Annotated in this window: 24 protein-coding genes and 1 pseudogene; 13 read left to right on the top strand and 12 right to left on the bottom strand. The window is 68.0% G+C overall.

From position 1 onward, the window contains the following. Positions 1–54: 54 nt before the first annotated feature. The 6 genes from DWQ67_RS07055 to DWQ67_RS07030 all read left to right on the top strand — a co-directional run bounded on the left by DWQ67_RS07055 (position 55) and on the right by DWQ67_RS07030 (position 8,506). Positions 55–978: a quinone oxidoreductase family protein gene (locus tag DWQ67_RS07055; protein ID WP_121484938.1), complete on the top strand. Its 924-nt coding sequence runs from the start codon at positions 55–57 to the stop codon at positions 976–978. A 314-nt stretch (positions 979–1,292) separates the two neighbouring features. After that, positions 1,293–1,880 (top strand): TetR/AcrR family transcriptional regulator, encoded by a 588-nt coding sequence (locus DWQ67_RS07050; protein WP_121484867.1) that lies wholly within the window; start codon positions 1,293–1,295, stop codon positions 1,878–1,880. A 196-nt stretch (positions 1,881–2,076) separates the two neighbouring features. Further along, positions 2,077–5,973, top strand: a complete 3,897-nt coding sequence (locus DWQ67_RS07045; RefSeq protein ID WP_233555954.1) for a Pls/PosA family non-ribosomal peptide synthetase — start codon at positions 2,077–2,079, stop codon at positions 5,971–5,973. A gap of 55 nt (positions 5,974–6,028) precedes the next feature. Continuing rightward, complete coding sequence (locus tag DWQ67_RS07040) at positions 6,029–7,369, top strand: M1 family metallopeptidase (RefSeq protein ID WP_121484865.1); 1,341 nt, start codon at positions 6,029–6,031, stop codon at positions 7,367–7,369. A 10-nt stretch (positions 7,370–7,379) separates the two neighbouring features. Continuing rightward, complete coding sequence (locus DWQ67_RS07035) at positions 7,380–8,120, top strand: VOC family protein (protein WP_121484864.1); 741 nt, start codon at positions 7,380–7,382, stop codon at positions 8,118–8,120. Between the two features lie 122 nt (positions 8,121–8,242). Then, positions 8,243–8,506 (top strand): hypothetical protein, encoded by a 264-nt coding sequence (locus tag DWQ67_RS07030; RefSeq protein WP_121484863.1) that lies wholly within the window; start codon positions 8,243–8,245, stop codon positions 8,504–8,506. Here DWQ67_RS07030 and DWQ67_RS14345 read toward each other — a convergent pair. Then, on the bottom strand, positions 8,481–8,795 hold the full coding sequence (locus DWQ67_RS14345; protein WP_407645797.1) for an SDR family NAD(P)-dependent oxidoreductase: 315 nt from the start codon (positions 8,793–8,795) through the stop codon (positions 8,481–8,483). The two genes, DWQ67_RS07030 and DWQ67_RS14345, sit on opposite strands and share 26 nt — an antisense overlap. A 38-nt stretch (positions 8,796–8,833) precedes the next feature. Between DWQ67_RS14345 and DWQ67_RS14340 the strand changes: the two are divergent. Beyond that, positions 8,834–8,956 (top strand): annotated as a pseudogene (locus DWQ67_RS14340) (helix-turn-helix domain-containing protein); the annotation flags it as partial. Next, entirely contained in the window at positions 8,938–9,360 is a 423-nt protein-coding gene (locus DWQ67_RS14335) for a TetR-like C-terminal domain-containing protein (protein WP_121484861.1), read from the top strand. The pseudogene DWQ67_RS14340 and the gene DWQ67_RS14335, both read left to right, overlap by 19 nt. 40 nt (positions 9,361–9,400) lie before the next feature. Here DWQ67_RS14335 and DWQ67_RS07010 read toward each other — a convergent pair whose 3' ends face one another. The 3 genes from DWQ67_RS07010 to DWQ67_RS07000 form a co-directional block, all read right to left on the bottom strand. After that, a complete protein-coding gene (locus tag DWQ67_RS07010; RefSeq protein ID WP_121484860.1) occupies positions 9,401–10,153 on the bottom strand; it encodes a hypothetical protein in 753 nt (250 codons plus the stop codon). A gap of 98 nt (positions 10,154–10,251) precedes the next feature. Further along, on the bottom strand, positions 10,252–10,902 hold the full coding sequence (locus DWQ67_RS07005) for a 4'-phosphopantetheinyl transferase family protein (protein WP_121484859.1): 651 nt from the start codon (positions 10,900–10,902) through the stop codon (positions 10,252–10,254). A gap of 3 nt (positions 10,903–10,905) precedes the next feature. Further along, positions 10,906–11,415 carry an aminoacyl-tRNA deacylase gene (locus DWQ67_RS07000; RefSeq protein ID WP_121484858.1) on the bottom strand — a complete coding sequence of 170 codons (510 nt, stop codon included), beginning with the start codon at positions 11,413–11,415 and terminating at the stop codon, positions 10,906–10,908. A 134-nt stretch (positions 11,416–11,549) separates the two neighbouring features. Between DWQ67_RS07000 and DWQ67_RS06995 the strand changes: the two genes are divergently transcribed. From DWQ67_RS06995 to DWQ67_RS06985, 3 genes are read left to right on the top strand one after another with little or no spacing between them, the layout of a single operon-like run. After that, positions 11,550–13,040, top strand: coding sequence for a nicotinate phosphoribosyltransferase (locus DWQ67_RS06995; protein ID WP_121484857.1), 1,491 nt, complete (start codon positions 11,550–11,552; stop codon positions 13,038–13,040). Next, positions 13,037–13,741: an NUDIX hydrolase gene (locus tag DWQ67_RS06990; protein WP_147433642.1), complete on the top strand. Its 705-nt coding sequence runs from the start codon at positions 13,037–13,039 to the stop codon at positions 13,739–13,741. Before DWQ67_RS06995 ends, DWQ67_RS06990 begins: the two co-directional genes overlap by 4 nt. Further along, the gene (locus tag DWQ67_RS06985; protein ID WP_121484855.1) at positions 13,741–14,556 is read left to right on the top strand and encodes a phosphoribosyltransferase family protein; all 816 of its coding nucleotides are present in this window, start codon (positions 13,741–13,743) and stop codon (positions 14,554–14,556) included. The genes DWQ67_RS06990 and DWQ67_RS06985 overlap by 1 nt, the downstream gene beginning before the upstream one ends. Here the strand turns inward: DWQ67_RS06985 and pheT are convergent. The 3 genes from pheT to DWQ67_RS06970 all read right to left on the bottom strand — a co-directional run bounded on the left by pheT (position 14,553) and on the right by DWQ67_RS06970 (position 19,101). Continuing rightward, entirely contained in the window at positions 14,553–17,096 is a 2,544-nt protein-coding gene (gene pheT / locus DWQ67_RS06980) for a phenylalanine--tRNA ligase subunit beta (RefSeq protein WP_121484854.1), read from the bottom strand. The two genes, DWQ67_RS06985 and pheT, sit on opposite strands and share 4 nt — an antisense overlap. Positions 17,097–17,099: 3 nt before the next feature. Continuing rightward, positions 17,100–18,173, bottom strand: a complete 1,074-nt coding sequence (gene pheS, locus DWQ67_RS06975; RefSeq protein ID WP_121484853.1) for a phenylalanine--tRNA ligase subunit alpha — start codon at positions 18,171–18,173, stop codon at positions 17,100–17,102. A gap of 160 nt (positions 18,174–18,333) precedes the next feature. Next, complete coding sequence (locus DWQ67_RS06970) at positions 18,334–19,101, bottom strand: LppM family (lipo)protein (RefSeq protein ID WP_121484852.1); 768 nt, start codon at positions 19,099–19,101, stop codon at positions 18,334–18,336. Positions 19,102–19,448: 347 nt separating this feature from the next. Between DWQ67_RS06970 and DWQ67_RS06965 the strand changes: the two genes are divergently transcribed. Beyond that, the gene (locus DWQ67_RS06965) at positions 19,449–20,705 is read left to right on the top strand and encodes an amidohydrolase (RefSeq protein WP_233555952.1); all 1,257 of its coding nucleotides are present in this window, start codon (positions 19,449–19,451) and stop codon (positions 20,703–20,705) included. Positions 20,706–20,731: 26 nt separating this feature from the next. Here the strand turns inward: DWQ67_RS06965 and DWQ67_RS06960 are convergent, their stop codons facing one another. From DWQ67_RS06960 to infC, 5 genes are all read right to left on the bottom strand, one after another. Then, a complete protein-coding gene (locus DWQ67_RS06960; RefSeq protein ID WP_121484850.1) occupies positions 20,732–21,169 on the bottom strand; it encodes a (deoxy)nucleoside triphosphate pyrophosphohydrolase in 438 nt (145 codons plus the stop codon). A gap of 8 nt (positions 21,170–21,177) precedes the next feature. Continuing rightward, entirely contained in the window at positions 21,178–22,041 is an 864-nt protein-coding gene (locus DWQ67_RS06955; RefSeq protein ID WP_121484849.1) for a TrmH family RNA methyltransferase, read from the bottom strand. Between the two features lie 164 nt (positions 22,042–22,205). Beyond that, positions 22,206–22,589, bottom strand: coding sequence for a 50S ribosomal protein L20 (gene rplT, locus DWQ67_RS06950; protein WP_121484848.1), 384 nt, complete (start codon positions 22,587–22,589; stop codon positions 22,206–22,208). Between the two features lie 96 nt (positions 22,590–22,685). Beyond that, positions 22,686–22,880, bottom strand: coding sequence for a 50S ribosomal protein L35 (gene rpmI / locus DWQ67_RS06945; RefSeq protein WP_121484847.1), 195 nt, complete (start codon positions 22,878–22,880; stop codon positions 22,686–22,688). A gap of 91 nt (positions 22,881–22,971) precedes the next feature. After that, positions 22,972–24,240 (bottom strand): translation initiation factor IF-3, encoded by a 1,269-nt coding sequence (infC, locus tag DWQ67_RS06940; protein WP_233555951.1) that lies wholly within the window; start codon positions 24,238–24,240, stop codon positions 22,972–22,974. 185 nt (positions 24,241–24,425) lie between these two features. Between infC and DWQ67_RS06935 the strand changes: the two genes are divergently transcribed. After that, positions 24,426–24,803, top strand: a complete 378-nt coding sequence (locus DWQ67_RS06935) for a DUF1844 domain-containing protein (RefSeq protein ID WP_121484846.1) — start codon at positions 24,426–24,428, stop codon at positions 24,801–24,803. Positions 24,804–24,961 lie beyond the last annotated feature (158 nt).

Here is a 24,961-nt window from a genome sequence, read left to right as displayed (position 1 = left end):
GTCCACGTGAACCACCAACACAGCATCCGGATTGACCAGCACGGCGGCCCCGAGATGCTGCGGTTCGTGGATGCCGCAGTGACCGCTCCCGGCGCCGGGGAGGTCTCGGTGAAGATGGCGGCCATCGGCGTCAACTTCATCGAGACCTACCAGCGCTCCGGTGTCTACACCGTGCCCCTGCCGTTCTTCCCCGGCGCGGAGGGAGCCGGTCACGTAGTGGAGGTGGGCCAGGGCGTCACCCAGCTCAGAGTCGGGGACCTGGTCGCCACCGCGGAGGGCAACGGCGCCTACGCCGAATACATGACCGTGGAGGCCGCCAAGCTGGTGCGCGTTCCGGACGGCATTGACCCCGTGACCGCCGCGGCCGTGCCCCTACAGGGTTTCACCGCGCACTACCTGATCCACAACAGCTACGCGGTCCAGCCCGGGGACACGGTGCTGACCACGGCAGGCGCGGGCGGCGTGGGGCAGATCCTGACCCAGCTGCTCAAGCGGGCCGGCGCCACGGTCATCACCACCACCTCCTCAGAGGCCAAGGCGGACATCGCCAGGGCCGCCGGCGCCGATCACGTGCTGCGCTACGAGCAGGTTCCGGCCGCGGTTCGCGAGTTGACTGACGGTCGCGGGGTCAATGCTGTGTTCGACGGCGTGGGGCGGGATACCTTCGACGCGTCGCTTGGCTCGTTGGCTCGTCGCGGGACCATGGTGCTGTTTGGCGGCGCCTCCGGCCAGGTCCCGCCGTTTGACCTGCAGCGGCTGAATCAGCTGGGCTCGGCGACGATCACGCGCCCCTCGCTCAAGGATTTCCTCACCAGCGCGCAGGAGCGGGCCTGGCGTGCAGGGGATGTTTTTGGGGCCGTCTCCGACGGCAGCCTGCGCATTGACGTGGGCCAGCGCTTTGAGCTGCGCCACGCCGACCAGGCACATCGATTCCTAGAAAGCCGGGCCAGCACCGGCAAAGTGGTGCTGCTCCCCTGAATTCTGGGACACTGTGATTGAGATATCCTTCTGAGTGGCGTTGCGGGGCGGGTCAGCAAACAAGTCAGGAAACGAGAGGGGCCCGCGGAATCTCGAAAGATCCCGCGGGCCCAACGCGTCCTCCCAGAACCCCCCCGGTACCTGGTTGGACGCGACCTTGAGGCAACCCCCCGGAAGCCTCGTGCCTCATATCGTAGACCAATCACAGGACTTTCCGTCAGCCGCTCCACAAATCGGTGCGTCACATTATCTAGACTGAACTGTCGCCAGTTTCTTGGCGCAACCCCAACCCCCAAAGGCAGCACAAGAATCTCATGGCTCAGGACCTGAACTCCCCCGATTTTGACCGTCCCCTCACCCCGCGAGCACAAGAAGTTGTCGCCGCGGCCAGCCAAGAATTTGCTCTACACGGCTTTGCCGGCGCCACCACCGACGCCATTGCGCGGCGGGCGGACGTCAGCCAGCCCTACGTGGTGCGCCTCTTCGGCTCCAAGGAACGTCTCTTCCTGCGGTGCGCACGCACCGCACACGAGCAGGTGTGCTCCGTCTTCCGCGACGCCATCGCGACCACCGAACAGCGACCGGTGCCTCCCATCGTCCTCGGCACCGCCTACCAGTCCATGCTCACCAAAGACTCGGTGGTGTTGCAGCTCATGGTGCAGCAGCACGCCATGGGACAGCACCCCACGATTGGCCCGATTGTTCGCCAGTGGTTCGTGGATATGTACTCCATCCTTCGCCACGAGGCCGCCTTCACCGAGGACATGGCGCGCACCTTCGTGGCCCGCGGCATGCTCATCAACACCCTGCTCTCCCTTGGCCTCACCGCGGATGATCAGGATTCTGCCGAGCTGTTGCGTTACTTGGCACCGGAGGGGCAGCGCCCGCCCACCGGCCACTGAGATGGTTGGCCCGGGCAGCCGCTGAGGCTCGCGGCGCCAGCCATCAGGGTGCTTGGAGAGGCGCCGGGTGAACAAAAGGGGCACTTTCAGGACATGTTGGTGACTTAACATGACCTGGCCCCCACTTCGGAGGAGCCAGTGAGGCGGAGGGCACGGCGTCAGCCGGTCCTCCGCTCGATTGGACAGGAGAGGCCCCGTGCCTGACGTCCCCGTCTCGCCCGCCCCCGTGCAGTTTCCGGGTTCGGAGCGTGCCACGGCCCCCCGCACTTTGGTGGACATCCTCGAGGCAAGCGCCGCCGAGCATCCGCAGGCACCTGCGCTAGATGACGGCGAAGTACCGCTGAGTTACGAAGAGTTGCTTGTCGCCGTCAACGAGTTGGCCTCCCGGCTCAGCGCGGCCGGCCTTGGCGGCACCCGCATCGGCGTGCGCCTGCCCTCCGGGACGCGCGCCCTCTACATCGCGATCCTGGCGATCCTCGCCGCAGGCGGGGCCTACGTTCCCGTGGACGCAGATGACCCGCCGGAGCGCGCCGAACTGGTCTTTGGCGAGGCAGCCGTCTCTGTGGTGTTGGACACCCTTGATGCGCAGGGAGAGGTGGTGCTCCCGCCAGCCAGCCACACGGCGTCGGGCACTGAAGCCGTTGATCCGGCCGTCCAGGCACCCACCCCCGCCTCCGACGCCTGGATCATTTTCACCTCCGGCTCCACCGGCACGCCCAAGGGCGTGGCGGTGACCCACCGCAACGCCGCCGCCTTTGTGGACGCAGAGGCCAGGATCTTCTTGCAGGGCGAGCCGCTGGGCCCCGATGACCGTGTCCTGGCCGGCCTCTCCGTGGCCTTTGATGCCTCTTGCGAGGAAATGTGGCTGGCCTGGCGCCACGGCGCCTGCCTGGTTCCCGCCCCGCGCTCCCTGGTCCGCACCGGCGCCGACCTTGGCCCCTGGCTGCTGACCCGCTCCATCACCGCGGTCTCCACGGTCCCGACGTTGGCCGCGCTCTGGCCGGCAGACTCGCTTGAAAACGTGCGCCTGCTCATCTTTGGCGGCGAGGCGTGCCCACCGGAGCTTGCCGCGCGCCTGGCCACGCCGGAGCGCGAGGTCTGGAACACCTACGGCCCCACCGAGGCCACCGTGGTGGCCTGCGCCGCCCCGCTGACCGGCGAGGGCCCCGTACGCATCGGCCTGCCCCTGGACGGCTGGGACCTGGCCGTGGTGGATCCGGCCACGGAACTTCCCGTCGCGGAGGGCGCCACCGGCGAACTAATCATTGGCGGGGTGGGGCTGGCGCGCTACCTGGATCCCGAGAAGGACGCGGTGAAGTACGCCCCGGCGCCCACGCTGGGTTGGGAGCGCGCGTATCGCTCTGGGGACCTGGTCGTGAACGACGCCGTTGGCTTGCGTTTTGTTGGCCGCGCTGACGATCAGGTGAAGGTCGGCGGGCGCCGCATCGAGCTAGGAGAGATCGACGCCGCGCTGCAGCAGCTTCCCGGGGTCTCCGGCGCCGCAGCGGCCGTACGCACCACCGCCGCTGGCAATCAGCTGCTGGTGGGCTACCTTGCCGCGGATCACGAACTGAACCTGAAGGCCGCACGGGAGGTGCTGCTCAAGGAACTGCCCGCAGCGCTGGTTCCCGTGCTGGCGCAGGTGGAGGAAATGCCGACCAAGACCAGCGGCAAGGTGGATCGCAATGCGCTCCCATGGCCACTGCCCGGTGCTGGGGACGACGACGCGGAACTTCCCGCCGACCTGCCAGAGGACGCGTTGTGGATCGCCGAGCGCTGGGCGCAGATCCTCGGCACCAGCGCGGGCGGCCTGGAGGCGGACTTCTTTGCCTCCGGCGGCGGCTCGCTCTCCGGCGCTCGGCTGGTCTCCGCGTTGCGCGAGCACTACCCCTCCATCACTGTGGCGGATCTCTACGCATACCCTCGCCTGGGGGCCCTGATTGAGCACCTTGGCGTCTCCATGGCCGCCCCTCCGCCACCGCCGCGGCTGGTGGCGCGCACCCGGCGCAGCACCCAGATTGCTCAGACGCTCTCCGGGATCCCGCTCTTTGTGCTGGTGGGCTTGCGCTGGCTCACGTACCTGCTGATCGGCGATGCGCTGCTGCGCGTGCTCGGCATCCTCAACGGGCCCGCCCCCATCCAGTGGTGGTGGCTCATCCTGTCCTGGCTCATCTTTGTCTCCCCTCCGGGGCGCATGGGCCTCTCCGTGGTGGCCTCGCGGTTGCTGCTGACCGGGGTCACCCCCGGCCTCTACCCGCGCTCCGGCTCGGTGCACCGCCGCCTCTGGTTGGCTCAGCACGTGGCGGACCTGGTGGACCCGGTGTCCCTGGGCGGCGCGGCCTGGGTGCCGCTCTATGCCCGCTCCCTTGGCGCCCAACTGGGCCGCGGCGTGACCCTGCACTCGGTCCCGCCCGTCACCGGCATGCTCCGGATCGACAACGGCGCCAGCGTGGAGCCGGAGGTGGACATGAGCGGTTACTGGATTGACGGCGACGTGCTGCAGATCGGCGCCGTGCATGTGGGCGCTGGAGCCGTTGTTGGCTCCCGCAGCACCCTGCACCCCGGCGCGGTGGTGGGACGCAATACCGAGGTGGCCCCGGGCTCCGCTGTGCTTGGCCCGTTGAAGGCCAACGCCAGCTACTCCGGCTCCCCCGCGCGCCGCGTGGGCAAGGCCAAGCCGGCCTGGCCAGAGGGCCAGGTCCCCGGGTGGCGTGCCGCCCCGATTCTCTCCGGCGCCGCCGGCTCCCTGCTGGCACTGCTTCCGTGGGTCTCCATCGTCGCCGCCGTGCTGGCGGTGGCCCCGTGGCTCACCGGCCTGGACAACCTGGTGGACGCGGGCTGGCGCCTGATCCCCATGAGTCTCATCGCCGCCGTGGTCTGGTTTGTGGGGACGGCCCTGGTGATTCTCATCACCGTGCGCCTGCTTGCCCTGGGCATTCATGAGGGCTGGCACCCGGATCGTGGCCGTGTGGCCTGGAAGGTCTGGGCCACCGAGCGACTGCTTGACTTGGCCCGCGACCTGCTCTTCCCGCTTTACGCCAGCCTGTTCACGCCCGTGTGGCTGCGCCTGCTTGGCGCCAAGGTGGGCAAGGACGTGGAGGCCTCTACGGTCCTGCTTCTGCCCAAGATGACCACGATTGGCGACGGTGCCTTCCTGGCAGATGACACGCTGGTGGCCTCTTACGATCTGGGCGGCGGCTGGATGCACGTGGCACCCGCCAAGGTCGGTAAGCGCGCCTTCCTCGGCAACTCCGGCATGGCCGGCGCCGGGCGGCGCGTGCCCAAGCGCGGGCTGGTCGCCGTCCTCTCCGCGACCCCGCGCAAGGCCAAATCGGATTCCTCCTGGCTGGGCAGCCCGCCGGTGAAACTGCGCCGCACCGCGGTGGAGTCGGATTCCTCCCGCACCTACGCTCCCCCGCGCAAGCTCAAGCTGGCACGCGCAGCCTGGGAGCTCATGCGGGGCTTGGCCGTGTTCAGCACCGTCGGAGTGGCCGTGGGTGTGCTCACCGCTCTGGACGCGCTGGTCCTGGCGCTTGGCCCGGTCTGGGCCGTGTTGCTCAGCGGCGCCGTGCTGCTGACGGCAGGCGGCGTGGCGGCCGTGACCGCGATCATCGTCAAGTGGGTCTTGGTGGGCCGGCTGCGCGTGGGAGAGCACCCACTGTGGAGCTCCTTTATTTGGCGCAACGAGGTGGTGGATTCGTTCATCGAGCTGCTCTGCGCCCCCTGGTTCGCCCGGGCCGCGTCAGGTACACCCGCGCTGGTCTGGTTCCTGCGTGGGCTGGGCGCCAAGATTGGCCACGGCGTCTGGTGCGAGAGCTATTGGCTGCCTGAGGCGGACCTCGTCACCTTGGAGGACTCCTCCACGGTGAACCGCGGCTGTGTGGTGCAGACCCACCTCTTCCACGACCGCGTCATGGCGATCGACACCGTGACGTTGGGCGCAGGGGCAACACTTGGCCCCAATGGAGTGGTGTTGCCTGCCGCAAGCCTGGGCAACGGATGTACCGTTGGACCGGCCTCCCTTGTCATGCGAGGCGAGTCCGTGCCGGCGTCAACGCGCTGGACCGGAAACCCCGTGGAGCCCTGGACCTGAGCCAGACCAACATTTCAGCCGGCAATCCCAGCCTGAGAAGGACGCAGACCACACGATGCACCGCAACCACATCACTCACCCCGTCGAGTGGGCGCCGGATCCGTACTCCCCGCATACCGGGGACTTCCGTTTCCACGTGGTGCACTACGAGCTGGAACTGGCGTGCAAGCTGGGCGGGAACCGGCTGGACGGGACCGCGATCCTGACCATCCAGGCCGCTCCCGGCATAGACCGGGCGGAGCTGGACCTGGTGGGGTTGGCCGTGAATCGCGTCAGCGTCAACGGGCGCAAGGTGACCTTCAAGCACCGGCAGTCACGCCTGTCCTTCCCCCTGCCCCCGCGTTCCGAGGCCAACGAGCCGGTGACCGTTGAGGTCCGCTACGGCGGCAACCCCGGCCCCCGGCTTGGCCCCTGGGGGGATGTGGGCTGGGAGGAGCTGGAGGACGGCGTGCTGGTGGCTGGCCAGCCGGACGGCGCCTCCACCTGGTTCCCCTGCAATGACACCCCCGGTGAGAAGTCCACCTATCGCGTCCGCCTGACGACCGACGCCGGCTACCGTCCCGTGATGCCCGGGCAGCTGATCTCACGCCGCAGAACAGCCAGCCGCGAGACCTGGGAGTTCGAGGAAAACGCGCCAACGGCCGCCTACCTCGCAACTCTGCAGATTGGACGCTACGAGCCCTTCGAGCTGACCCCAGCCGCCGGCAGCGCCACCGCCATCACGGTGTATTGCACCCCGGAGTTGCGCCAGCGCGCGTTCACCGCGTTTAAGCACCAGGGCGAGATGGTGGCGGCGTTTGAACGCGCCTACGGCCCCTACCCGTTTGAGTCCTACGGCTGTGTGGTCACCGTGGACAACTTGGAGATTCCGCTGGAGGCCCAGGGACTCTCAGTGTTTGGCGATAACCATCTCTCCACCGCGTGGGAGGCGCAGCGCCTCATTGCGCATGAGCTCTCCCATCAGTGGTTTGGTAACTCACTCACCGTGCGCACCTGGCGCGATCTGTGGATGCACGAGGGCTTTGCCTGCTACTCCGAGTGGATCTGGTCAGAGGCCATCGGCGCCAAGCCGCTCATGGAGCGGGCCTGGCAGGCGTGGGCCGGCTTGCGTTCTGCGCGCGAGGACCTGATCATCGGCCACCCCGGGCCACAGGACATGTTTGATGACCGCGTGTACAAGCGCGGCGCGCTGACCGTCTTGGCGCTGCGCCAGGAGATGGGCCAAGAGCTCTTCACCAACATGGTGCACGCCTGGACCACCGAGCACCGCTTTGGCTCGGTCTCACGCACGGACTTTGAGGAGCATCTGCGCCGTTGGGCGGCGCCGGGCAGCGACCCGGTGGCGGTCCTGGTGCCGTGGCTGGATCAGGCGGCGTTGCCGGACTTCCCGGTCTAGACTCCTGCCCATGGCTCTGCGACCCGTCCAGGTAAACATCAAGACACACGACGAGGAAGCCCTGGGCCGTTTTTGGGCGCAGGCGCTGGGGTGGGAGTCGGAGAGCGAGGCTCCCGGCGTATTCAACCTCACGCCGGCAGGCTTCACGTGGCCTCACGCGAGCGCCATCACCATCGATGTGCTGCGCACTGAGCAGCACGAGCCAGCAAGCTACCGCACGCATCTGGACCTGGCGACCACGTCTGAGCAGCACCAGGCGGCGTGGGTGCGCCGGTTGCTGGAGCTGGGCGCCACTCGGGTGGACGTGGGCCAGGGCGACGTTCCTTGGGAGGTGCTGGCGGACCCGGACGGCAACGTCTTTTGTGTGCTTGAGCCGCGCCCCGAGTACATGGACGTGGGGCCCATCGCGGCCGTTGTCACCGAGTGCGCGGACGTGGCGGCGATGAAGCGCTTTTGGGGCGAGGCGACGGACTTTGTGGTGCACGACGACGAGGCCGACTTTGTGAGCCTGCGCTCGGCTTCCGGGGTGGGCCCGTATGTGGAGCTCCTGCAGGTACCGAGCCCCGGGGAGTTCCCCACGCGGGTGCACCTTGACCTGAAGCCCTACGCGGGCGACGATCAGGCAACCGAGGCCGACCGCCTGATCGCGTTGGGCGCGACCGACACGGATCTTGGCCAGGGTGAGGTCTCCTGGCGCGTCATGTCAGACCCGGAGGGCAATGACTTCTGCATCCTGGGTGCGGATCGCTGAGCCCACCGGACTCCTCGAGGGGCTACGGTCGACGTGAAAAGGTGTCTCGTTCGCCGCAACTGGCTCAGGAGGTCACCTGCCACGCATGAGCCAATGTCCCCAACAGGAAAGAGACTCAATCAATGACGTTGCCAACTGAGAATCACCAGCCCGACGGCCCTTTGACGAGCGACAAGCACGCACAGTCATCCGTGTTCTTCGCGCTCCTGGGACTCTTCTTCCTCGGCTTCATCTTCGGCCCCATCGCGATCATGCAAGCCAACAAGGCCGACCAACCAGGCGTCGCCGCCATCTTCGGGAGGACGCTCGGTTGGTACGTCACCATTATTTGGCTCATTCTCGCCGCGCTTGCAGCGCTCTTCATCCTGCCGAATCTGGGCAACTAGAGCCCTGGTCGCCCCGCTCCCTGACCGGAACACGTACCGCACTGGGAGCTGAGACTGCTTCCTCGCTGGTCACGACCGCAACGAGCATTCCCTCCACAGCGAACTTCGACGCCGCGTACGCCCCGAGACCCGCCGCCGGCGGAGCGATGCCAGCCAGCGATGAAATCTGCACGATGTGACCGCCCTGCCGACGCCGCAGGATCGGCAAGATCCCGCGAAGCACATTGAGCGAGCCAAAGAAGTTCACATCCATCAGGCTGCGCACGTCCTCCTCCGGAGTCTCCTCCACGGCCCGGACGGCCCCGAAGCGAACGCGCCCGCCGCGCAATCCTGGACGCAGCCCTCACCCTCCTCCGCGACGAGGGGATACAGGGACTCACCGTTGATGAGATTGCTCGGTCAGCGGGAGTCAGCAAGAACACGATTTATCGATGGTGGCCAGACAAGGCAGCCGTACTGAAGGACGCCTTCTCCGCGGCCGTTGGGACCCGGCTGACCGCACCAGCAGATGGCACCGCGACCGAGCGCTTGCGGGCGCAGGTTCACAACGTGGCCCGGCTGATGAACGAGTCGGAGACACGGCTGCCTTTCGTGGCGCTGGAGCGGCCAGCCAACACGACCCCGCACTCGCGGCCGGACTCCGCGAGCGCTTCATTGCCCGTCAACGGCTGGCGGCGACCGAGCTGCTTCGACTCATCGCTGAGGAAAACACGGAACGGGAAGCAGTAGCCCCAGACATCGCCATTGACTTGATCTGCGGTTCGCTCTACTACCGCCTCTTGATTTCCAATGCACGTTTCGACGGGACCAATGTCAACAGCATTCTGGACGCCGTTCTCCACCCGGATCATTGACTGACCCCGTGTCGACACGGAATCCAATCGCGGAAAAGAATCACTGCGGTTCCGAGGGATCGCCTTCCGGAGAGTCCTGCTCGAAGGAGCCCTCGAGCGCACGATGCGGCGGTACACGCACATGATTTGCCCAGTCCTTTGGCCGGTGCGGCCATTGTTCCAGGAGCCATTTCGGGGGCTGTCGTGCGAACTCAACGACTGTCCGTTCCGCTTCAATATCCCACAGACTCTCTTGAGTCCCGAGAGAGCGAATGCCACTGAGATACAACAAGTTAAAGGGACTCAGCCGAGAAGTCCTGGGCAGCCCAGTCACTACTGAGATGCTGGTGAGGGACATTTCGCTCGGTCGCGCTTCGAGTTCTTCGGTGACAATGAGCTTGCCGCACCTTTCAATCTCGATGCTGTCCATCTGCACCGGCCAGCCGCTCAGCTCGATAGTCTTGCCGAAGTACAACGAAATGGAACGCAACCCGGGTGACACGAGACCCCTCGTTTCCTGAGGCGGCTGGTGCAATTCAAGAAACCGCAGAGAGCTCGTCTGGCACAACTTGGGAGTGGAGGTTGGCTCAAAGGTCATCATCAGATCTGACAGCGCGGGGAGCGGGTCCTCCGGAGCATCCATGATCCGCGCATCACCATGCAATCTCAGCTGCTCAACGTGGGTCAACTGATCGATGCCGCGAAGGCTAATCCTCGACGCTTCCCTTTCCAGATCCACAATCAGGCTGGACGGATTGAATCCGGCCGCAACGATGTCCGATGCACATTCCCTGGCGGGATTGAGCTTCCTCACCTCACAACTCCACCAGCGGCCCTGCCTGGCGAATCTAGGAGGAATCTTTTCCTCACGTTGAATCCACTCAGCTCCGGCGTCCCCGCGGACTCTGATACTCACTGCCCCACCCCCGCCTCTCCAGGAAATGTCTGGCTAGTCGTGAGGCAGGGAGAGTTTTTCCTGGCCACGACCGCGACGAGCATTCCCGGCGCCGCCTCACCCACCCACTCGTGGGGTTGGGCCGGGGGCTCGCCGCTCACGATACCGGTCCCGGCGGCCTTGCCGCGGGCCTCGGCGAGCGCCCAGATCGCGGCCCTGCCGACGTAGCCGGGGTCGCTCGAGTCAAAGGCTGGGTCGCTCAGTTCCACGAGGTCGGCGCCTAGCGACACCCCCAGCGGAGCCATCGCGAGCAGCACGTGGCCCCCAGCGCGGGAGAGGGAGAGTTGGGCGAGCGCCTCCCCCACTTCGCCATCAGGCGTGAGCCGGTGCAGCGTGGGCCGGCCGTGCCCCGAGACGCCGCAGCGCGGGCATTCGGACAGCACACTGACATTCTGCGGGATCAGTCCCAGCCACCCGGCCGCGACCTCCCGGGCGGCCAGACGCCCGGCCACGAAGCGGATCCGCGCGGCGTCCGAGGTGAAGGCCGCTGCGCGCGCCGTTTCGTCGGCGCTCAGCCCCCAGGACTCCGGCGCCCCAGTGGCGCGCTGAGCCCAGCCGGCCAGCGGCGCGCAGGCCCAGCGAACGCCGTCGGGCAGTGAGTCCTTCACGGCTCAGTCCTTGGGGGCGTCCGTGAGGTCGGCGACGCGCGCGCCAAAGTGCGCCAGCACGTCGTCCGCCGCGAGGGTCAGTCCCACGCCGTGCGCGCCGGCGCCCAGGGAGATGGTGCGCCCCACCATGCGCTCGTCGGCGATCACGGGAAGCGGCGTGAGCGTGCCGAAGGGCGTGATGGTGCCACGCTCAAATCCGGTGACGTCCTTGGCTCCGGCAGCGTCCGGCATGGTGAGGCGGTTCTCGCCCAATAGCGCGCGCAGCTTGGGCCAGGAGAAGCGCCTGTCCCCCGGGACCAGCACCAGCAGGTGCTCCCCCTCGGCACGCCGCACCACCAGGGTCTTGACCACGTCGCGGGGAATCACGCCCAGCGCTTCTGCGGCCTCCTCCAAGGACTTCACGTGGCCGTGGGTGGAGACGCCGAAACTGACCCCGGAGTCGATCGCGGCCGCAATGGCGGCCGTTTCCTCCACGCCAGGGGGCAGGGCTGCGGGCTGGGGGTTGGTGCTCATGCCCGCCAGCCTAGTGCGCTCCACCGCCCCGCGCCGTGCCGTGTGACACGCCGAGAACCCCTTTACTCGACATAGCATCGAATATTGGTTATGGTGATGACAAGACACCCGCCGGGCACCACCTGGAGGCCACCATGCAGAGCATCACCACCCCCGCGCTCACCACCGCAGCCGTCACCGCACCGCTCTTCGAAACGGACGCGTACAAGCTGGGCCACCGCGGCCTCTACCCCGCAGGCACCACCGCGATCCTCTCCAACTGGACCAACCGCGGCTCACGCATCCCGGAGATCACCAAGGTGGTCCACTTTGGGCTCCAGGCGTTCCTGCAGCGCTTCTGCACCGAGGCCTTTGCTCCTTTCTTCGCCGCAGATCGGGATGAGGCGGTCGCGGAGTACGAGGCCACGCTGGCCTCCATCCTTGGCCCGGACCACGGCATCAAGACGGACCACATCAGCGCGCTGCACGCCAAGGGATTCCTCCCGCTGATCTTCCGCTCACTCCCAGAGGGCACCCGCGTGCCGCTGCGCGTCCCCACCTTCACCGTGGAGAACACCGACCCGGAGTTCTTCTGGCTCGTGAACTACGTGGAGACCGTGCTCAGCGCCGAGATCTGGCAGCCCAGCACCTCCGCCACCCTGGCGGATCACTACCGCGGCATCCTCGACGCCGCCTGCGAGCGCCAGGGCGGCGCTGCGGCCGGCGTGAACTGGCAGCTGCATGACTTCTCCTACCGCGGCATGGCCGGCACCCCGGCCGCCCAGGGCTCCGGCGCGGGCCACCTGCTCTCCTTCACCGGCTCGGACTCGCTGGCCACCCTTGACTGGGTGCGCCGCTACTACCCCGGAGACAACGGCCAGGTGCTGGGATCCGTCCCCGCCACGGAGCACTCGGTCATGTGCGCCGGCATCGCGGATGCAAGCGAGGAGGAAACCTTCCGCCGCATCCTGGATGTGCACCCCGCAGGGATTGTCTCCGTCGTCTCTGACACCTTTGACCTATGGCAGGTCCTCACCGGCATCCTGCCCGCGCTCAAGACGCAGATCCTGGCCCGCGAGGGCAAGCTGGTGATCCGCCCGGATTCGGGCGATCCCGCTGACATCATCTGCGGCACCGGCGCGGACCAGAGCCCGGCCGGCCGCGGCGCCGTTGACCTGCTGTGGGAGGGCTTTGGCGGCACGGTCAACGCCGCCGGCTTCAAGGAGCTTGACCCGCACGTGGGCCTCATCTACGGCGACTCCATCACCCCGGAGCGCGCCACAGACATCATCAACCGCCTGGAGGCCCAGGGCTACGCCGCCTCCAATGTGGTCTTCGGCGTGGGCTCCTACACCTACCAGTACGTCACACGCGACACCTTCGGCAGCGCCGTCAAGGCCACCTGGGCACGGATCGACGGCGTGGGCCGTGACCTGCTCAAGGACCCGGTCACGGACTCGGGGCTGAAGAAGTCTGCCACGGGCCGACTCGCTGTGGTGGAGCGCGACGGCGAACTCACCCTGATCGAGCGGGCCACGGAGGCGGACGAGGAGGCCTCGCTGTTGCGCCCCATCTGGAAGGACGGCGCGTTCCTGGTCCGCGAGTCCTTTGCACAGATCCGCGCACGCCTGGGCAACCTGGCGTGAGTGCCGGGTTGGGCTCGCTCGGCGCGGGGCCGACCAGCCAGAGCACCGCGGCCCAACCCATCGTCTCGGTGGACACCGTGCCGGTGCGGCTGGACGCAGACGGGCAGCTGCAGATCCGGCTGGTACGCCGGCCCTGGGAGCCCTTTGAGGGCGCCTGGGCACTGCCCGGGGTCATGCTCAGAGGCAACGAACGCCTCACCGAGGCCGCGATCCGGGCGCTGGTCGGCAAGGCCGGAGTGGGCCCCGAACAGGAGCTGGCCCTGCGCCAGTGCGGAGCCTTTGACGATCTAGCCCGGGATCCGCGCGGCCCCACGGTCGCCCTAGCCCAGCTGGCCATCCTGCCGCCGCTGACGCCGGCGGCAGCGAGCGAGGGCGAGGTGATGGACGCCCCTGCACACCGGCTGCCGCTCTTGGCCTTTGATCATCAGCGCATCGTCGATGCGGCCCTGGTACGGCTCTCTGAGATCCTCCTGGCCGACGCCGCGGCGTCGCGTTCCCTGCTCGGCGCAGAGTTCGCGACCACCCGCGCCAACCAGGCCTACGCCGCCCTGGAGGCGGCAGGCGCCCCCGGCGCATCGCCGTCGGGCATGTCCCGACGACTTGCCGCCACCCATCATCTGATCAAAACTGAACGCACCCAGACCTTTGGCCGCGGCAAGCCCGCGCCGGTCTGGGCCTGGCACCTTCCCAAGGAGAACTGATGCTCGCCACCTACCGCCTCGAGGGCGCCACGCTGACGCCCGTGGCCTCCACCGCCATGACTTTCCCGGCCGGCGAGGCCCACGCCAAGCAGCCAGAGGCCGGGGAGGCGCCGACCGTCATCGCGGTGCACGGTACCGACGCCAACGACTACCTGGCTGCCGCCCAACTCGCGGACGTGAACCGAGCCCTGGGGCTGAGCACCACCCTGTTGGTTCCCTATCTGCCTGCGGCGCGGGCGGATCGTGGCGTCCCGTTCGGCGCACAGCACTACGCCGACCTCATCAACCTGATCGGCGCCGAGAAGGTGGTGGCATTGGATCCCCACTCACCTGTCATGCCGCCACTGGTGCACCACCTCACCGTGGTGCCGCTGCGCTCGGTGATCGACGAGTTCATCGACCCCGCCGGGTACGTGGGGGTCATTGCGCCGGATGAGGGCGCCGCCCAACGCGCGGGCGAGGCGGCGGATGCCCTGGGACTGGAACTGTTCCAGGCCCGCAAGCACCGCGACTTTGACAGCGGGGCCCTGACCGGGTTCAGCTGCGAGCCGCTCCCGGAGGAGGGGCGCCTGCTGGTCGTGGATGACATCTGCGACGGCGGCGGCACCTTCCGCGGGCTCATCGAGGCCACGGGCCTGCCGCCGGAGCGCGTGGACCTGTGGGTGACGCACGGGGTGTTCTCCCGCCGCTCCACCGGGCTGGACCAGGTCTTTGGCACCATCCACAGCACCGATTCCTACGGCCCGCGGCTCAACCCGGATCTGCCGGTCGCGGTGCACCAGGTCACTGAAGTCCTGGTGCACCTGGCGCCCTAGCCGCGGGCGGTGGCTCCGACGCGCTGCGCGGCCACGGCCACCGCTGCCTCGCGGGCTGCCGTGGCCTCCTCAGCGGTCAGCGTGCGATCCTCTGCGCGGAAGCGCAGGGCAAAGGCCAGCGACTTCTTGCCGTCCTGAATGCCAGCGCCCCGGTAGTCGTCGAAGAGCTCCACCTGTTCCAGCAGCTCGCCCGCGCCCTCACGCAGGGCGCCAAGCACCTCGCTGGCGGGGACAGCGGCGTCCACGAGCAGCGCCACGTCCTGCGTCGCCGGCGGGAAGGTGGAGATGGACGCGGCGATGAGCGCCTCCGGCGCGGCCGCAAGCAACTCCACCACGTTCAGCTCCGCGGCGACCGTACGCTCTGGCAGGTCACCCGCGGCCAACTGGTCCGGGTGCAGCTCCCCCGCCCAGCCGACGGGACGACCGCCAGCCAGCAGGCGCGCCGCGCGTCCCGGGTGGAAAGCCTGGTGCTGGCCCTGCTCCACAGTGAGTTCCACGCCCACCGCGTCGGAAACCAACCGCGCAGCGTCCAGCGCATCCGCCCAATCCCACGCCCGCGCCGGTTGTCCCAGCGCGCCGTCGGACGCCTTGCCCATCAGCACTGCGGCAAGGTGCCACGGCTGATCCGGCACGCCAGCGTTCAGCTCCTGCAGCTCGGCCTCGCTGGGGCGAGCGCCGCCGCGCGGCAGGGAGGTGGACCCCAGCTGCTCGCGCGGATGAAACACCACGCCGCCCTCAAAGAGGGCCGTATCGCGGAAGCCGCGGGAGTGGTTGCGGCGGGCAATCTCCAACAGGCCCGGCAGCAGCGAGGTGCGCAACCAGCCAAACTCGGCGGAGATGGGGTTGGCCAGGTGCACGGCCTTGACCTCGGTGCCCTGAACCGGCGTCCCGTAGAGCGCGTTCTGCGCCTGGGAGACGAACGGATAGGCCAGGACCTCCGTCAGTCCGGCGGCCGCCAGTGCATCCAGGACCCGACGACGCGCGCGCTGCGAGCCGGTCAGGCCGCGCCCCGGGGGCGCCACCGGAAGCGTGGACGGGATGAGCTCATAGCCCACCAGGCGAGCGATCTCCTCCGTCAGGTCATCCGCGATGTGCATGTCCGGGCGCCACGAGGGCACCGTCACGGCGTCCGCCTCTGCGCCCTCCTGGACCTCGCAGCCCACTCCGCGCAGCGAGGAAAGCTCCTGCTCGCGGGTGTACTCCACGCCCACACGGGCGGAAGCATAGCCGTGGGGCAGCTGCACCACCACGGGCGCGGGGCGGGTGCCCACATCCGAGCCGGTGCCACGGTCGGTGCCGCCTGCCAGCTGCACCAGCAGGTCCACCGCTCGCTGAGCGGCCTTGTCCGCGATCTCCCAGTCCACGCCGCGCTCGTTGCGCTTGGACGCCTCCGAGGGCAGCTTGTGGCGGCGCTTGGTCCGGCCCATAGAGACCGCGTCAAAGTGCGCGGATTCGATGAGGATCGTGGAGGTGGCGCCAGAGACCTCAGTGGCCTCGCCGCCCATGATGCCCGCCAGGCCGATGGGCCCCGTGGCGTCGGTGATCAGCAGGTCCTCTGTGTTGAGGGTGCGTTCCTTGCCATCCAGGGTGGTCAGCTTCTCCCCCGCGGCGGCGCGGCGCACCACGATGGGGCCCTGGACCTTGTCGCGGTCGTAGAAGTGCAGGGGCTGGCCCAGCTCCCACATGACGTAGTTGGACACGTCCACGGGCAAGGAGATGGGGCGCATCCCTGCCAGGCGTAGGCGCTCGGCCATCCAGGCCGGAGTCTGCGCGTCCGGGTCAATGCCCGTGACGGTGCGGGTGACAAAGCGGTCGCAGCCCTCGGAGCCGCGGATGGGTGCGTCGTCCTGCAGCAGGACCTCAATCTCCTCCTGCGTGGGAGCGCTGACCTGCACCCGCGCCGCGGGATCAGAGAACTCGGTTCCGGTGGCCAGCGCGTACTCGCGAGCCACGCCGCGGATGGAGAAGCAGTACCCACGATCAGGAGTCACGTTGATCTCCGCGGCCTCATCCGTGAAGCCCAACAGCGGCAGCGCGTCCTGGCCCACCTCCGGGTCAAGGCCCAGGTCGGAGAACACGATGATCCCCTCGTGGCCCTCACCCAGGCCAAGCTCGCTCTGGGAGGCGAGCATGCCTGCGGACACGTGGCCGTAGGTCTTGCGGGGGGTGATCTTGAAGTCGCCAGGCAGCACGGCGCCGGGCAGGGTGACCGCAACCTTGTCTCCCACCACAAAGTTGTGGGCGCCGCAGATGATGCCCTGCACGCCGGAGGGCTCAATGCCATCCCCAGTCAGGGTCTGAGACTGGCCCTCCGGGACCACGCGCACGGTGCACCAGTTGATGACCTTGCCGTTCTTTTGGGGCTCCTCCTCGCGGGTGAGCACCTGGCCCACCACGATGGGCCCAGTGAGCGAGTCGAGGGGACGGTGAACGTCCTCCTCTTCCAGCCCCACGCGGACCAGGTCCGCCATGACATCTTCTGCCACGGCACCGGCCGGAACTTGTGCGTTCTCACGCAGCCAGGAAAGGGGAATACGCATGGGTCAGATCTCCATCCCGAAGTGCTGGCTGAAGCGAACGTCGCCCTCGATCATGTCGTGCATGTCCGGGACGTCGTTGCGGAACATGAGCGTGCGTTCCACGCCCATGCCAAAGGCAAAGCCGGAGTAAATCTCCGGGTCAATCCCGCCGGAGCGCAGCACGTTGGGGTGAATCATGCCGCAGCCTCCCCACTCGATCCAGGCGGGGCCGCCCTTGGCACCGGGGTGCCAAATGTCCAGCTCGGCGGAGGGCTCGGTGAAGGGAAAGTAGGACGGGCGCAGGCGAATCTTGGCCTCCGGGCCAAACATCTGGCGCGCAAAGTGCTCCAGCGTGCCCTTCAGGTCAGCCATGGTCAGGCCTTGATCCACGGCCAGGCCCTCGAATTGGTGGAACACCGGGGTGTGCGTGGCATCCAGCTCATCGGTGCGGAAGGTGCGCCCGGGGCAGAGCACGTACATGGGCACGTCCCGATCCAGCATGGACCGCACCTGCACCGGTGAGGTGTGTGTGCGCAGGACCAGGTGAGCCTGGGGCGGATCCACAAAGAAGGTGTCCTGCATCTCGCGGGCCGGGTGGTCCTCGTCAAAGTTCAGCGCGTCAAAGTTGAACCATTCCGATTCCACCTCCGGCCCCTCGGCGATCTCCCAGCCCATGCCAACAAACACGTCGGAGACGCGCTCGGTCAGGCGGGAGAGCGGGTGGCGGGCGCCAAGGGTGGTGCGGCGGGGGGCCGCCGTGACGTCCACGGTCTCCTCCACCAAGCGGCGGGCGGCGTGCTCCGCCTCCAATACCTCGGTGCGCGCGGCCAGCGCCTTGTTGATGCGACCCTTGGCGCCGCCAAGCGTCTTGCCTGCCAGAGCCTTGTCCTGCGGCTCCAGCGCGCCGATCCCCCGGTTGGCCAGGGTCAGCGGTGCCTTCTCACCCAGGTGAGCCAGGCGCGCGGCCTTGAGCTCCTCCAGGTCGGCGGCGGCGGCGAAGGCGGCAAGCGCTGCCTGCACGACGGCGTCCACGGCCTCCTGGTCGGTGGGGTGCGGAACGCCGTGGCTGGCGTCCGGAACGGATGGGGGTGTTGACATGGGTCTAGACACGCCTTCGCGGACGGGGATGGAGATTTGCCTCCATTCTAGGTCACCGGGCGCGGTCAACGACGAAGGGGCCCGCCGCACCAAGGTGTTGGTGTGGCGGGCCCCATCGGGAAGCTTGGCTCAGGGCAGGTAGCCCTCAAGCCAGGTGGGCTCAGGCCTCTTCAGGCTCCTCTTCCGACTTGGTGGTCTTGCGGCCACCAGAAGACATCAGCGTGATGGCGACCAGCAGGACCGTCACAATCACACCGGCCACCCACAGCAGGGCGGAGACCCACCAGGCCATGCCCGGGCCGGACGTGACCGCAGTCAGCGCGGTGTCCTCCTTGATGTCCTTGAGGTTCCACGTCACCGAGTTGCCGTGAATCTCGCCGCCGGCCGTGGCCTCAGAAACGGGGTTGGGGAACTCGACAGTCAGCGCAACCGGAGCCGCTTCGCTTGCCTCGGCGCCCTGGGCAGCCTCTGCCTTGCCCAACGCTGCGTCCTTGGGGCGAACGGCGCTGAACGTGTAGCGCTCGGACTCGAAGCTCACCTTGCCCTGGATGGCGGTGGTGCCCAGGACGGAGCTCGGAAGCCCCTTCATTGTCATTTCGGCGCTCTGCTTGTCACCCTCGTTGTGCTCCGAGAACGTGACCGAGTCCGGGCGATCCAGGCCGGCAGCCTGCTGCGAGGGCAAGCGCAGGCTGTTGACGTTGCTCTGAAGCAGCGACCCGATCGAGTACTTCTTCGCCATAGCGGGATCGTCTCTGCCGGTGCCCTTCTTGATGAACGCGTCCATCTCTTCGTTCGTTGCCTCGGCACTGATGGTGACGTCCACCTTTTCAGCACTTTGAACCTTCACGTCAACGTCCATCGAGCCGCAGCCGGCCAGCGCCATGCCGCCAACCAGGAGCAGGGGCAAGGCCTTGAGGAACCGCTTCATGTTCACCTTTCGGAGGCGTTTTAGTGGGCGCCGCTCGCGTGAAAGACACGTGGGCCCTGACAGATTGAGATCCAGCCTACGGCCTGGGACTGTGAACGCCCAAGACCACTCGCCGGGCTGTGGATAGCGCCCCACCCCGACTCGCCATTGGACTAGAACGTATGTTCTAATAAAGGGGTGAGATGGGAAGCTCACCGGCCGGCAACGGCCCGCGTGGGGCGTTCGGGATGACCCGGGCGCCCCACGCCACAACCTCGCCCACGCCACCGCTCCCGACATTTCCCCCGCACCTGCGCCGGGTGACAGGATCGTGAGTCGTCACCGCCGCGCCACCAGAGCCGGCCACGATGAGAGGACTTGAGATGGGCTCCGCCTACACCCCGGAAGATTCCCTGCTTCAGCGCTACCTTGACTTCTACAAGGAGTCCCACGCTCACGCAGAGCTCTCCGGGCAGGAATTCGCCACCACCGATCGGATCGAGGCGGAGCTTGACCGGCTTGGCATAGAGCATTTCCGGGTGAGCCAGACCGGAACGGTGGGGATCCTGCGCAACGGCGAGGGACCCGTGGTGGCCTTCCGCGCGGACATCGACGGCCTCCCTGTCACCGAGGACACGGGCCTGCCGTACTCCTGCAAGGACACGGCACAGTTCAACGGGGAGAGCGTCGGCACCATGCATGCCTGCGGCCACGACACCCACTTCACCTCCGCCTTGGCCGCCGCCGACTACCTGAGCCAGCACCGCGAGAGGTGGGAGGGCACTCTTGTCCTGATCTTCCAGCCCGCAGAAGAGAGCGGGGACGGCGCCAACGCCATGCTGGCTGGCGGGCTCTGGGAGCGCGCCCCGCGCCCCGAGGTACTGCTTGGTCAACACGTCATGCCGATGCCAGCGGGACAGGTGGCGCTGCGGGCGGAGAACCAGATGAGCCTGGCGGACACCCTCAGGGTCACCGTGACCGGCAAGCAGGCCCACGGCTCGCAGCCGGATCTCTCTGTGGATCCCATCGTCGCCGTGGCCTCCATGGTGCTGCGCCTACAGACCATCGTCTCGCGTGAGCTGAAGCCAGGCACGGCCGCGGTCGTCACCGTCAGCGTGCTGCGAGCGGGTACCGCAGTGAACATCATCCCGGACACCGCCAGCTTTGTCCTCAACATCCGCACCCCTGACCAGGCCTCGCGGGATACCGTGCTTGCGGCCGTCCACAGAATCGTTGATGCGGAGGCCGTGGCGGCCCGTGCCCAGGTGAGCTACGAGACGCTGAATCAGTTCACACGCTGCTTCAACGATCCGGAGCACACCGCGCGGGTGCAGGCCCTCCTCGGCCAGGCGCTTGGCGCGGATCAGGTGCACATCATGCCCGCCGCCGTCACCGGCTCAGAGGACGTGGGAGCGCTGGCAGACGCCATCGGCGTGCCCCTGGTCTACTGGTTCTTTGGCGGCTTTGGCCCCGAGTCCTTCCGGGACGGCGCCACTCCCGCGGGCAACCACTCGCCCCACTTCGGCCCGCAGGCCGAGAGCACGCTCCGCACGGGCATCTCTTGCGCGGCGACGGCGCTGATGGGCTACCTTGGCCGCGAAAATCTGGCCGGGTCCGGCGCCTAGACACTCGCGAGGACCCTAGCCAGCCGCTAGGAGCGGGGCCGCAGTGCCCGCACCACCGCCTCCACGATCGCCTCGTCCGCCGGAATCCAGGCCACCGCGCGGACGAGGTGCTCGTCCAACGCAAGCCAGCGCAGCTCGCTATGATCCTCCAGGGCGCGCGGCGCCCCGGAGGTGATCTCCGCCGCCCACACGCGCATGTCCGCGCCGGGCTTCAGTGGCCAACCACGCTGCGCGTCCGGGCCGGGCACCTCTGCGCCAAGGCTCGCCTCCACCCCGAGTTCCTCTCGCAGCTCCCGCAGCAGCGCCGTGGCCGGTTCCTCCCCGGGCTCCACCTTCCCACCGGGGAACTCCCACTGACCGGCCAGGGAAGCCGGCGCCGAGCGGCAGCCGGCCAGCAGCGCCGTCGGGCACTGTAAGGAGTCAACAATCGCCGCACCCACCACCTGCACGTGACCGCCACCCATCGCGGGGCTCAGCCCTGCCCGCGCTGGGCGCGCGCGGAGGCGTAGAGGCACAGCGTCGCCGCCGTGCCCACGTTGAGGGACTCGGCCGCTCCGTAGAGAGGGATCGCCACGCGCGCGCGGCACGCCGCCAGTTCTTCGTCGCTGAGCCCGGAGCCCTCGTTGCCAAAGAGCCAGGCCGTGGGCGCCGAGAGCGCCACGCGCTGCGCGGCCCCCTTGGCAGTGACCCCCACGCGGCGCGCCGCGGCGTCGTCCTGCAACACGTCAAGGTCCGTGTCGCCGTACCCGTCTGCGGCCAGCGCCGTGATGCCCACGCCGCTCAGGGCGCTGCCTAGTTCCGTCAGCGAGACCCCCGTGACGGCAGGCAGGTGGAACAGCGAACCGACCGTGGAGCGAACCACCTTGGGAGAGAACAGGTCAACCGTGCCGCTGAGCGCGATCACGCCGGTGGCCCCGGCCGCGTCCGCCGCGCGCAGGATGGTGCCGGCGTTGCCTGGATCCTGCACACGCGCCAGCACCGCGATCAGCCCCGCGCCGGGAAGGACCACGTCCGCCAGGCTGGTCTGCGGCAACGCGCACCGGGCCACCACGCCTTGCGGTGAGACGGTGTCGGTGAGCGCGGCCAGCACTTCTTCCGTCACCAGGTGACGGTGCAGATCCGGGCCGCCCATCAGCTCCGGCTCGCGCTCGGCGCGCTCTGCCGTGATGAAGAGCTCTTGCACCTGCGCCCGGCCGGCGGCATGCGCACGCACCGCCTCCCGCACGGCCTGCGGCCCCTCCACCAAGAAGGACCCGGCCTTGCGACGCCCAGCTGAGCTGATGAGGCGGGCGGTGGCACGCACGCGGTCGGCGTGCGGGTTGGACATGATCTCCATGCGATTCCGGCTCCTGGCAGGTGGGCGCGGGCGGCGCGCCGAGGCGTGGGCGTGATGCACAAGGGGCGGCACCCGGAAGAATCCGGGTGCCGCCCCTTGGGAAGTGACGCGTGGGTGTTAACGCAGTTGGTGTTAACGCAGCGGCGTCAGCGTGAGCGCAAGGCTCAGCGAGCGACCGGGGCGTTGACGTCGGCCGGGAGGGCCTTCTTGGCAACGTTGACCAGGGTGGTGAACGCGGCGGCGTCGGAGACGGCCAGCTCGGCGAGCATGCGGCGATCAACCTCGACGCCGGCCAGCTTCAGGCCCTGGATCAGGCGGTTGTAGGTCATGCCGTTGGTGCGGGATGCAGCGTTGATGCGCTGGATCCACAGGCGACGGAAGTCACCCTTGCGCTTACGGCGATCGTTGAAGCTGTACACGAACGAGTGGAGCAGCTGCTCCTTCGCCTTGCGGTACAGACGCGAGCGCTGGCCACGGTAGCCGGACGCACGATCGAGGATGACGCGACGCTTCTTATGGGCGTTGACTGCCCGCTTCACACGTGCCACGTGTGTTCTCCTTTGAGCTGGGCCGCTGCTCGTCCACTACTTGGACGGCGCGGCGTGGGGTTCGATGTCTTGCGTTTGCGGGGGGCCCCGCGAGGATCAGATGCCGAGCATGCGGCGGATCGTGCGCTGATCCGCCTTGGCGACGATGCGGTCGCCCTTGAGTCGGCGAGTCAGTCGCGAGGACTTGTGCTCCAGGTAGTGGCGGCGGTTGGCCTGCTGACGCTTCAGCTTGCCGCTACCAGTGAGCTTGAAACGCTTCTTCGCCCCAGAGTGGGTCTTGAACTTCGGCATGATGCCTTCTCCTTGTACGTTCTCCCGGGAGCCGCCTTAGGGGGCGGTCCGAGTGCTGTCCCCGGCCGTCAAGGCCGGTTTGTCCTGTGTGTCAGTCGCTCGAGCTGGGCTTGGGGCTGGCCGGCTTAGTGGCTGCCTTCGGCTTAGGTGCTGGCTTGGGCGACGCCGCTGGCTTGGGGGCCGCGGTGGGCTTGGGTGTGGCGGTCGGCTTGGGGGCCGATGCCGCGGGCTTGGGTGCCGCTGCTGCGGCGGGCTTGGCCGCCGTGGCAGGCTTCGGCGCCGAAGCCGGCTTGGCTGCCGAGGCCGGCTTGGCTGCCGCCGCGGGAGCGGAGGCACCTTCCGGCTTGGCTGCCGTGGCCGGCTTGACCGGTGCCTTGGGCGCTGAGGCCGCAGGAGCGCTGGTCCGCGGGGCGGAAGCGCTGCTGGTACCCGAGGTGCTGCGCGGTGCCGAGCTCCGGCTGGTGCCAGAGGTGCTGCGCGGTGCCGAAGAGCGCGGTGCGGAGGAACGCGTGGCCGAGGCCGGACGCTCCGAGCGGGTCTCCACCGGAGCCGGGGCCTCAGCGGGGGTCTCGCGAATGCCGAACTGCGGCTGGTTTGCCACCTCGGCAGCCAGTGCCTTCAGCTCCTCAGGCATGGCCGCTGCCACCGAATTGGTGACCTCGACTGCCTCGGAAGTATCAACGCGCTGCTGACGCTCGCGGCGACGCTCGGAGGACTCAGTGCCATCCACATCAGCCTTGGCTTCGCGGCGGGCCGCGGCCTTGGCGTCAGCCTTGGTGCGCAGCGGGCCGATGACCATGACCATGTTGCGGCCATCCTGGCGGGGAGCGGACTCCACTGCGCCCACCTCGGCAACGTCAGCGGCAAACTTCTGGAGCAGGCGGATGCCAAACTCCGGGCGCTGCTGCTCGCGGCCGCGGAACTGGATCATGGCCTTGACCTTGTCACCCTGGGAGAGGAACTTCAGAGCGTTCTTCATCTTGGTGTCGTAGTCGTGGCTGTCGATCTTCAGGCGGAAGCGGACCTCCTTGAGGACCGTGTTCGTCTGGTTCTTGCGGGACTCGCGAGCCTTCTGCGCCGTCTCGTACTTGTACTTGCCGAAGTCCATCAGCTTGCACACCGGCGGCTTGGCGCTCGGGGCAACCTCGACGAGGTCGAGGTCAGACTCCTGCGCCAGACGGAGGGCGTCCTCAATACGGACGATCCCAACCTGTTCACCGTTGGGACCGACCAGCCGCACCTCTGGGACGCGGATATGGCCGTTAATGCGTGCGTCGCTAATGTTGAACTCCTTGAAGAAGATGATGACCTGCTTGGAGAGCAGGTGAACCCGTGAAAACGAGAAAGGCCCCGGCTTCAAGAAGCAGGGGCCACCGCGGAACCAGATGCGAGATAACTCAGCATCCGGACCGAGAACCCGGATGCCCGTGGGCAACTGCGGGTGGGAGATGGCCTCCGCTTGGGACTCGTATCCGTGCCCCTTCTCACTGCCACGAGGCAGTCATCAGGAACCGATCACGAGACGGTCTATGACAAGCTTAACCCATGAGCACTCCCCCCACCAACCACGACCACCACTCCTTCGAGGATCCCTCCGCGCGTCAGGCCCGCGACATCGCCGAGGTAGCCGCCGTGGAGGTCATCACCACCACCGCCGTGCACCTGATGAGCGCCGCCGCCGTGAAGTGCGGACTGGCAGACGGCCCCGACGCCGCTGAGCTCAAGGACCTGGACGAGGCCCGCAAGCTGATCACCGCCCTCGCTGGCCTCATCACGGCCGGCGCACCGGAGATCGGCAGCCAGCACGCCGCTCCCCTGCGAGACGGACTGCGCTCGCTGCAGCTCGCCTTCCGCGAGGCAAGCCTGATCCCGGACGCCCCGGGCCAGGGCCCGGGAGAGAAGTTCACCGGTCCCGTTAACTAATCCGCCGGTAACTAATCCGCCGGTCACCTGGCCGGACCGCGATGTAGTTGACCTGCCTCGATCACCTGTCTCGATCAACCGGCGCATGCCGGTTGATCGAGACAGCGCAGTGACGTGATCCGGCGGTGAGGTGAGCCGGCGGAGCCGGTCGATCACTG

The sequence above is a fragment of the Galactobacter caseinivorans genome, from assembly GCF_003640665.1.
Classification (GTDB): domain Bacteria; phylum Actinomycetota; class Actinomycetes; order Actinomycetales; family Micrococcaceae; genus Galactobacter; species Galactobacter caseinivorans.
The sequence above is the reverse complement of the archived record's forward strand: the minus strand, read 5'-3'. Positions and strand labels throughout refer to the sequence as shown.

Coding starts and splice junctions, on each gene's coding strand:
- DWQ67_RS06995 (WP_121484857.1), top strand. CDS start 11,550: ATGCAGAGCATCACCACCCCCGCGCTCACCACCGCAGCCGTCACCGCA.
- pheT (WP_121484854.1), bottom strand. CDS start 17,096: ATGCGTATTCCCCTTTCCTGGCTGCGTGAGAACGCACAAGTTCCGGCC.
- DWQ67_RS06955 (WP_121484849.1), bottom strand. CDS start 22,041: ATGGAGATCATGTCCAACCCGCACGCCGACCGCGTGCGTGCCACCGCC.
- DWQ67_RS07030 (WP_121484863.1), top strand. CDS start 8,243: ATGACGTTGCCAACTGAGAATCACCAGCCCGACGGCCCTTTGACGAGC.
- DWQ67_RS07055 (WP_121484938.1), top strand. CDS start 55: ATGCTGCGGTTCGTGGATGCCGCAGTGACCGCTCCCGGCGCCGGGGAG.
- rpmI (WP_121484847.1), bottom strand. CDS start 22,880: ATGCCGAAGTTCAAGACCCACTCTGGGGCGAAGAAGCGTTTCAAGCTC.
- DWQ67_RS06965 (WP_233555952.1), top strand. CDS start 19,449: ATGAGAGGACTTGAGATGGGCTCCGCCTACACCCCGGAAGATTCCCTG.
- pheS (WP_121484853.1), bottom strand. CDS start 18,173: ATGTCAACACCCCCATCCGTTCCGGACGCCAGCCACGGCGTTCCGCAC.
- DWQ67_RS07040 (WP_121484865.1), top strand. CDS start 6,029: ATGCACCGCAACCACATCACTCACCCCGTCGAGTGGGCGCCGGATCCG.
- DWQ67_RS06935 (WP_121484846.1), top strand. CDS start 24,426: ATGAGCACTCCCCCCACCAACCACGACCACCACTCCTTCGAGGATCCC.
- DWQ67_RS06985 (WP_121484855.1), top strand. CDS start 13,741: ATGCTCGCCACCTACCGCCTCGAGGGCGCCACGCTGACGCCCGTGGCC.
- DWQ67_RS06960 (WP_121484850.1), bottom strand. CDS start 21,169: ATGGGTGGCGGTCACGTGCAGGTGGTGGGTGCGGCGATTGTTGACTCC.
- DWQ67_RS07035 (WP_121484864.1), top strand. CDS start 7,380: ATGGCTCTGCGACCCGTCCAGGTAAACATCAAGACACACGACGAGGAA.
- DWQ67_RS07000 (WP_121484858.1), bottom strand. CDS start 11,415: ATGAGCACCAACCCCCAGCCCGCAGCCCTGCCCCCTGGCGTGGAGGAA.
- DWQ67_RS14335 (WP_121484861.1), top strand. CDS start 8,938: ATGGTGGCCAGACAAGGCAGCCGTACTGAAGGACGCCTTCTCCGCGGC.
- DWQ67_RS06970 (WP_121484852.1), bottom strand. CDS start 19,101: ATGAAGCGGTTCCTCAAGGCCTTGCCCCTGCTCCTGGTTGGCGGCATG.
- DWQ67_RS07050 (WP_121484867.1), top strand. CDS start 1,293: ATGGCTCAGGACCTGAACTCCCCCGATTTTGACCGTCCCCTCACCCCG.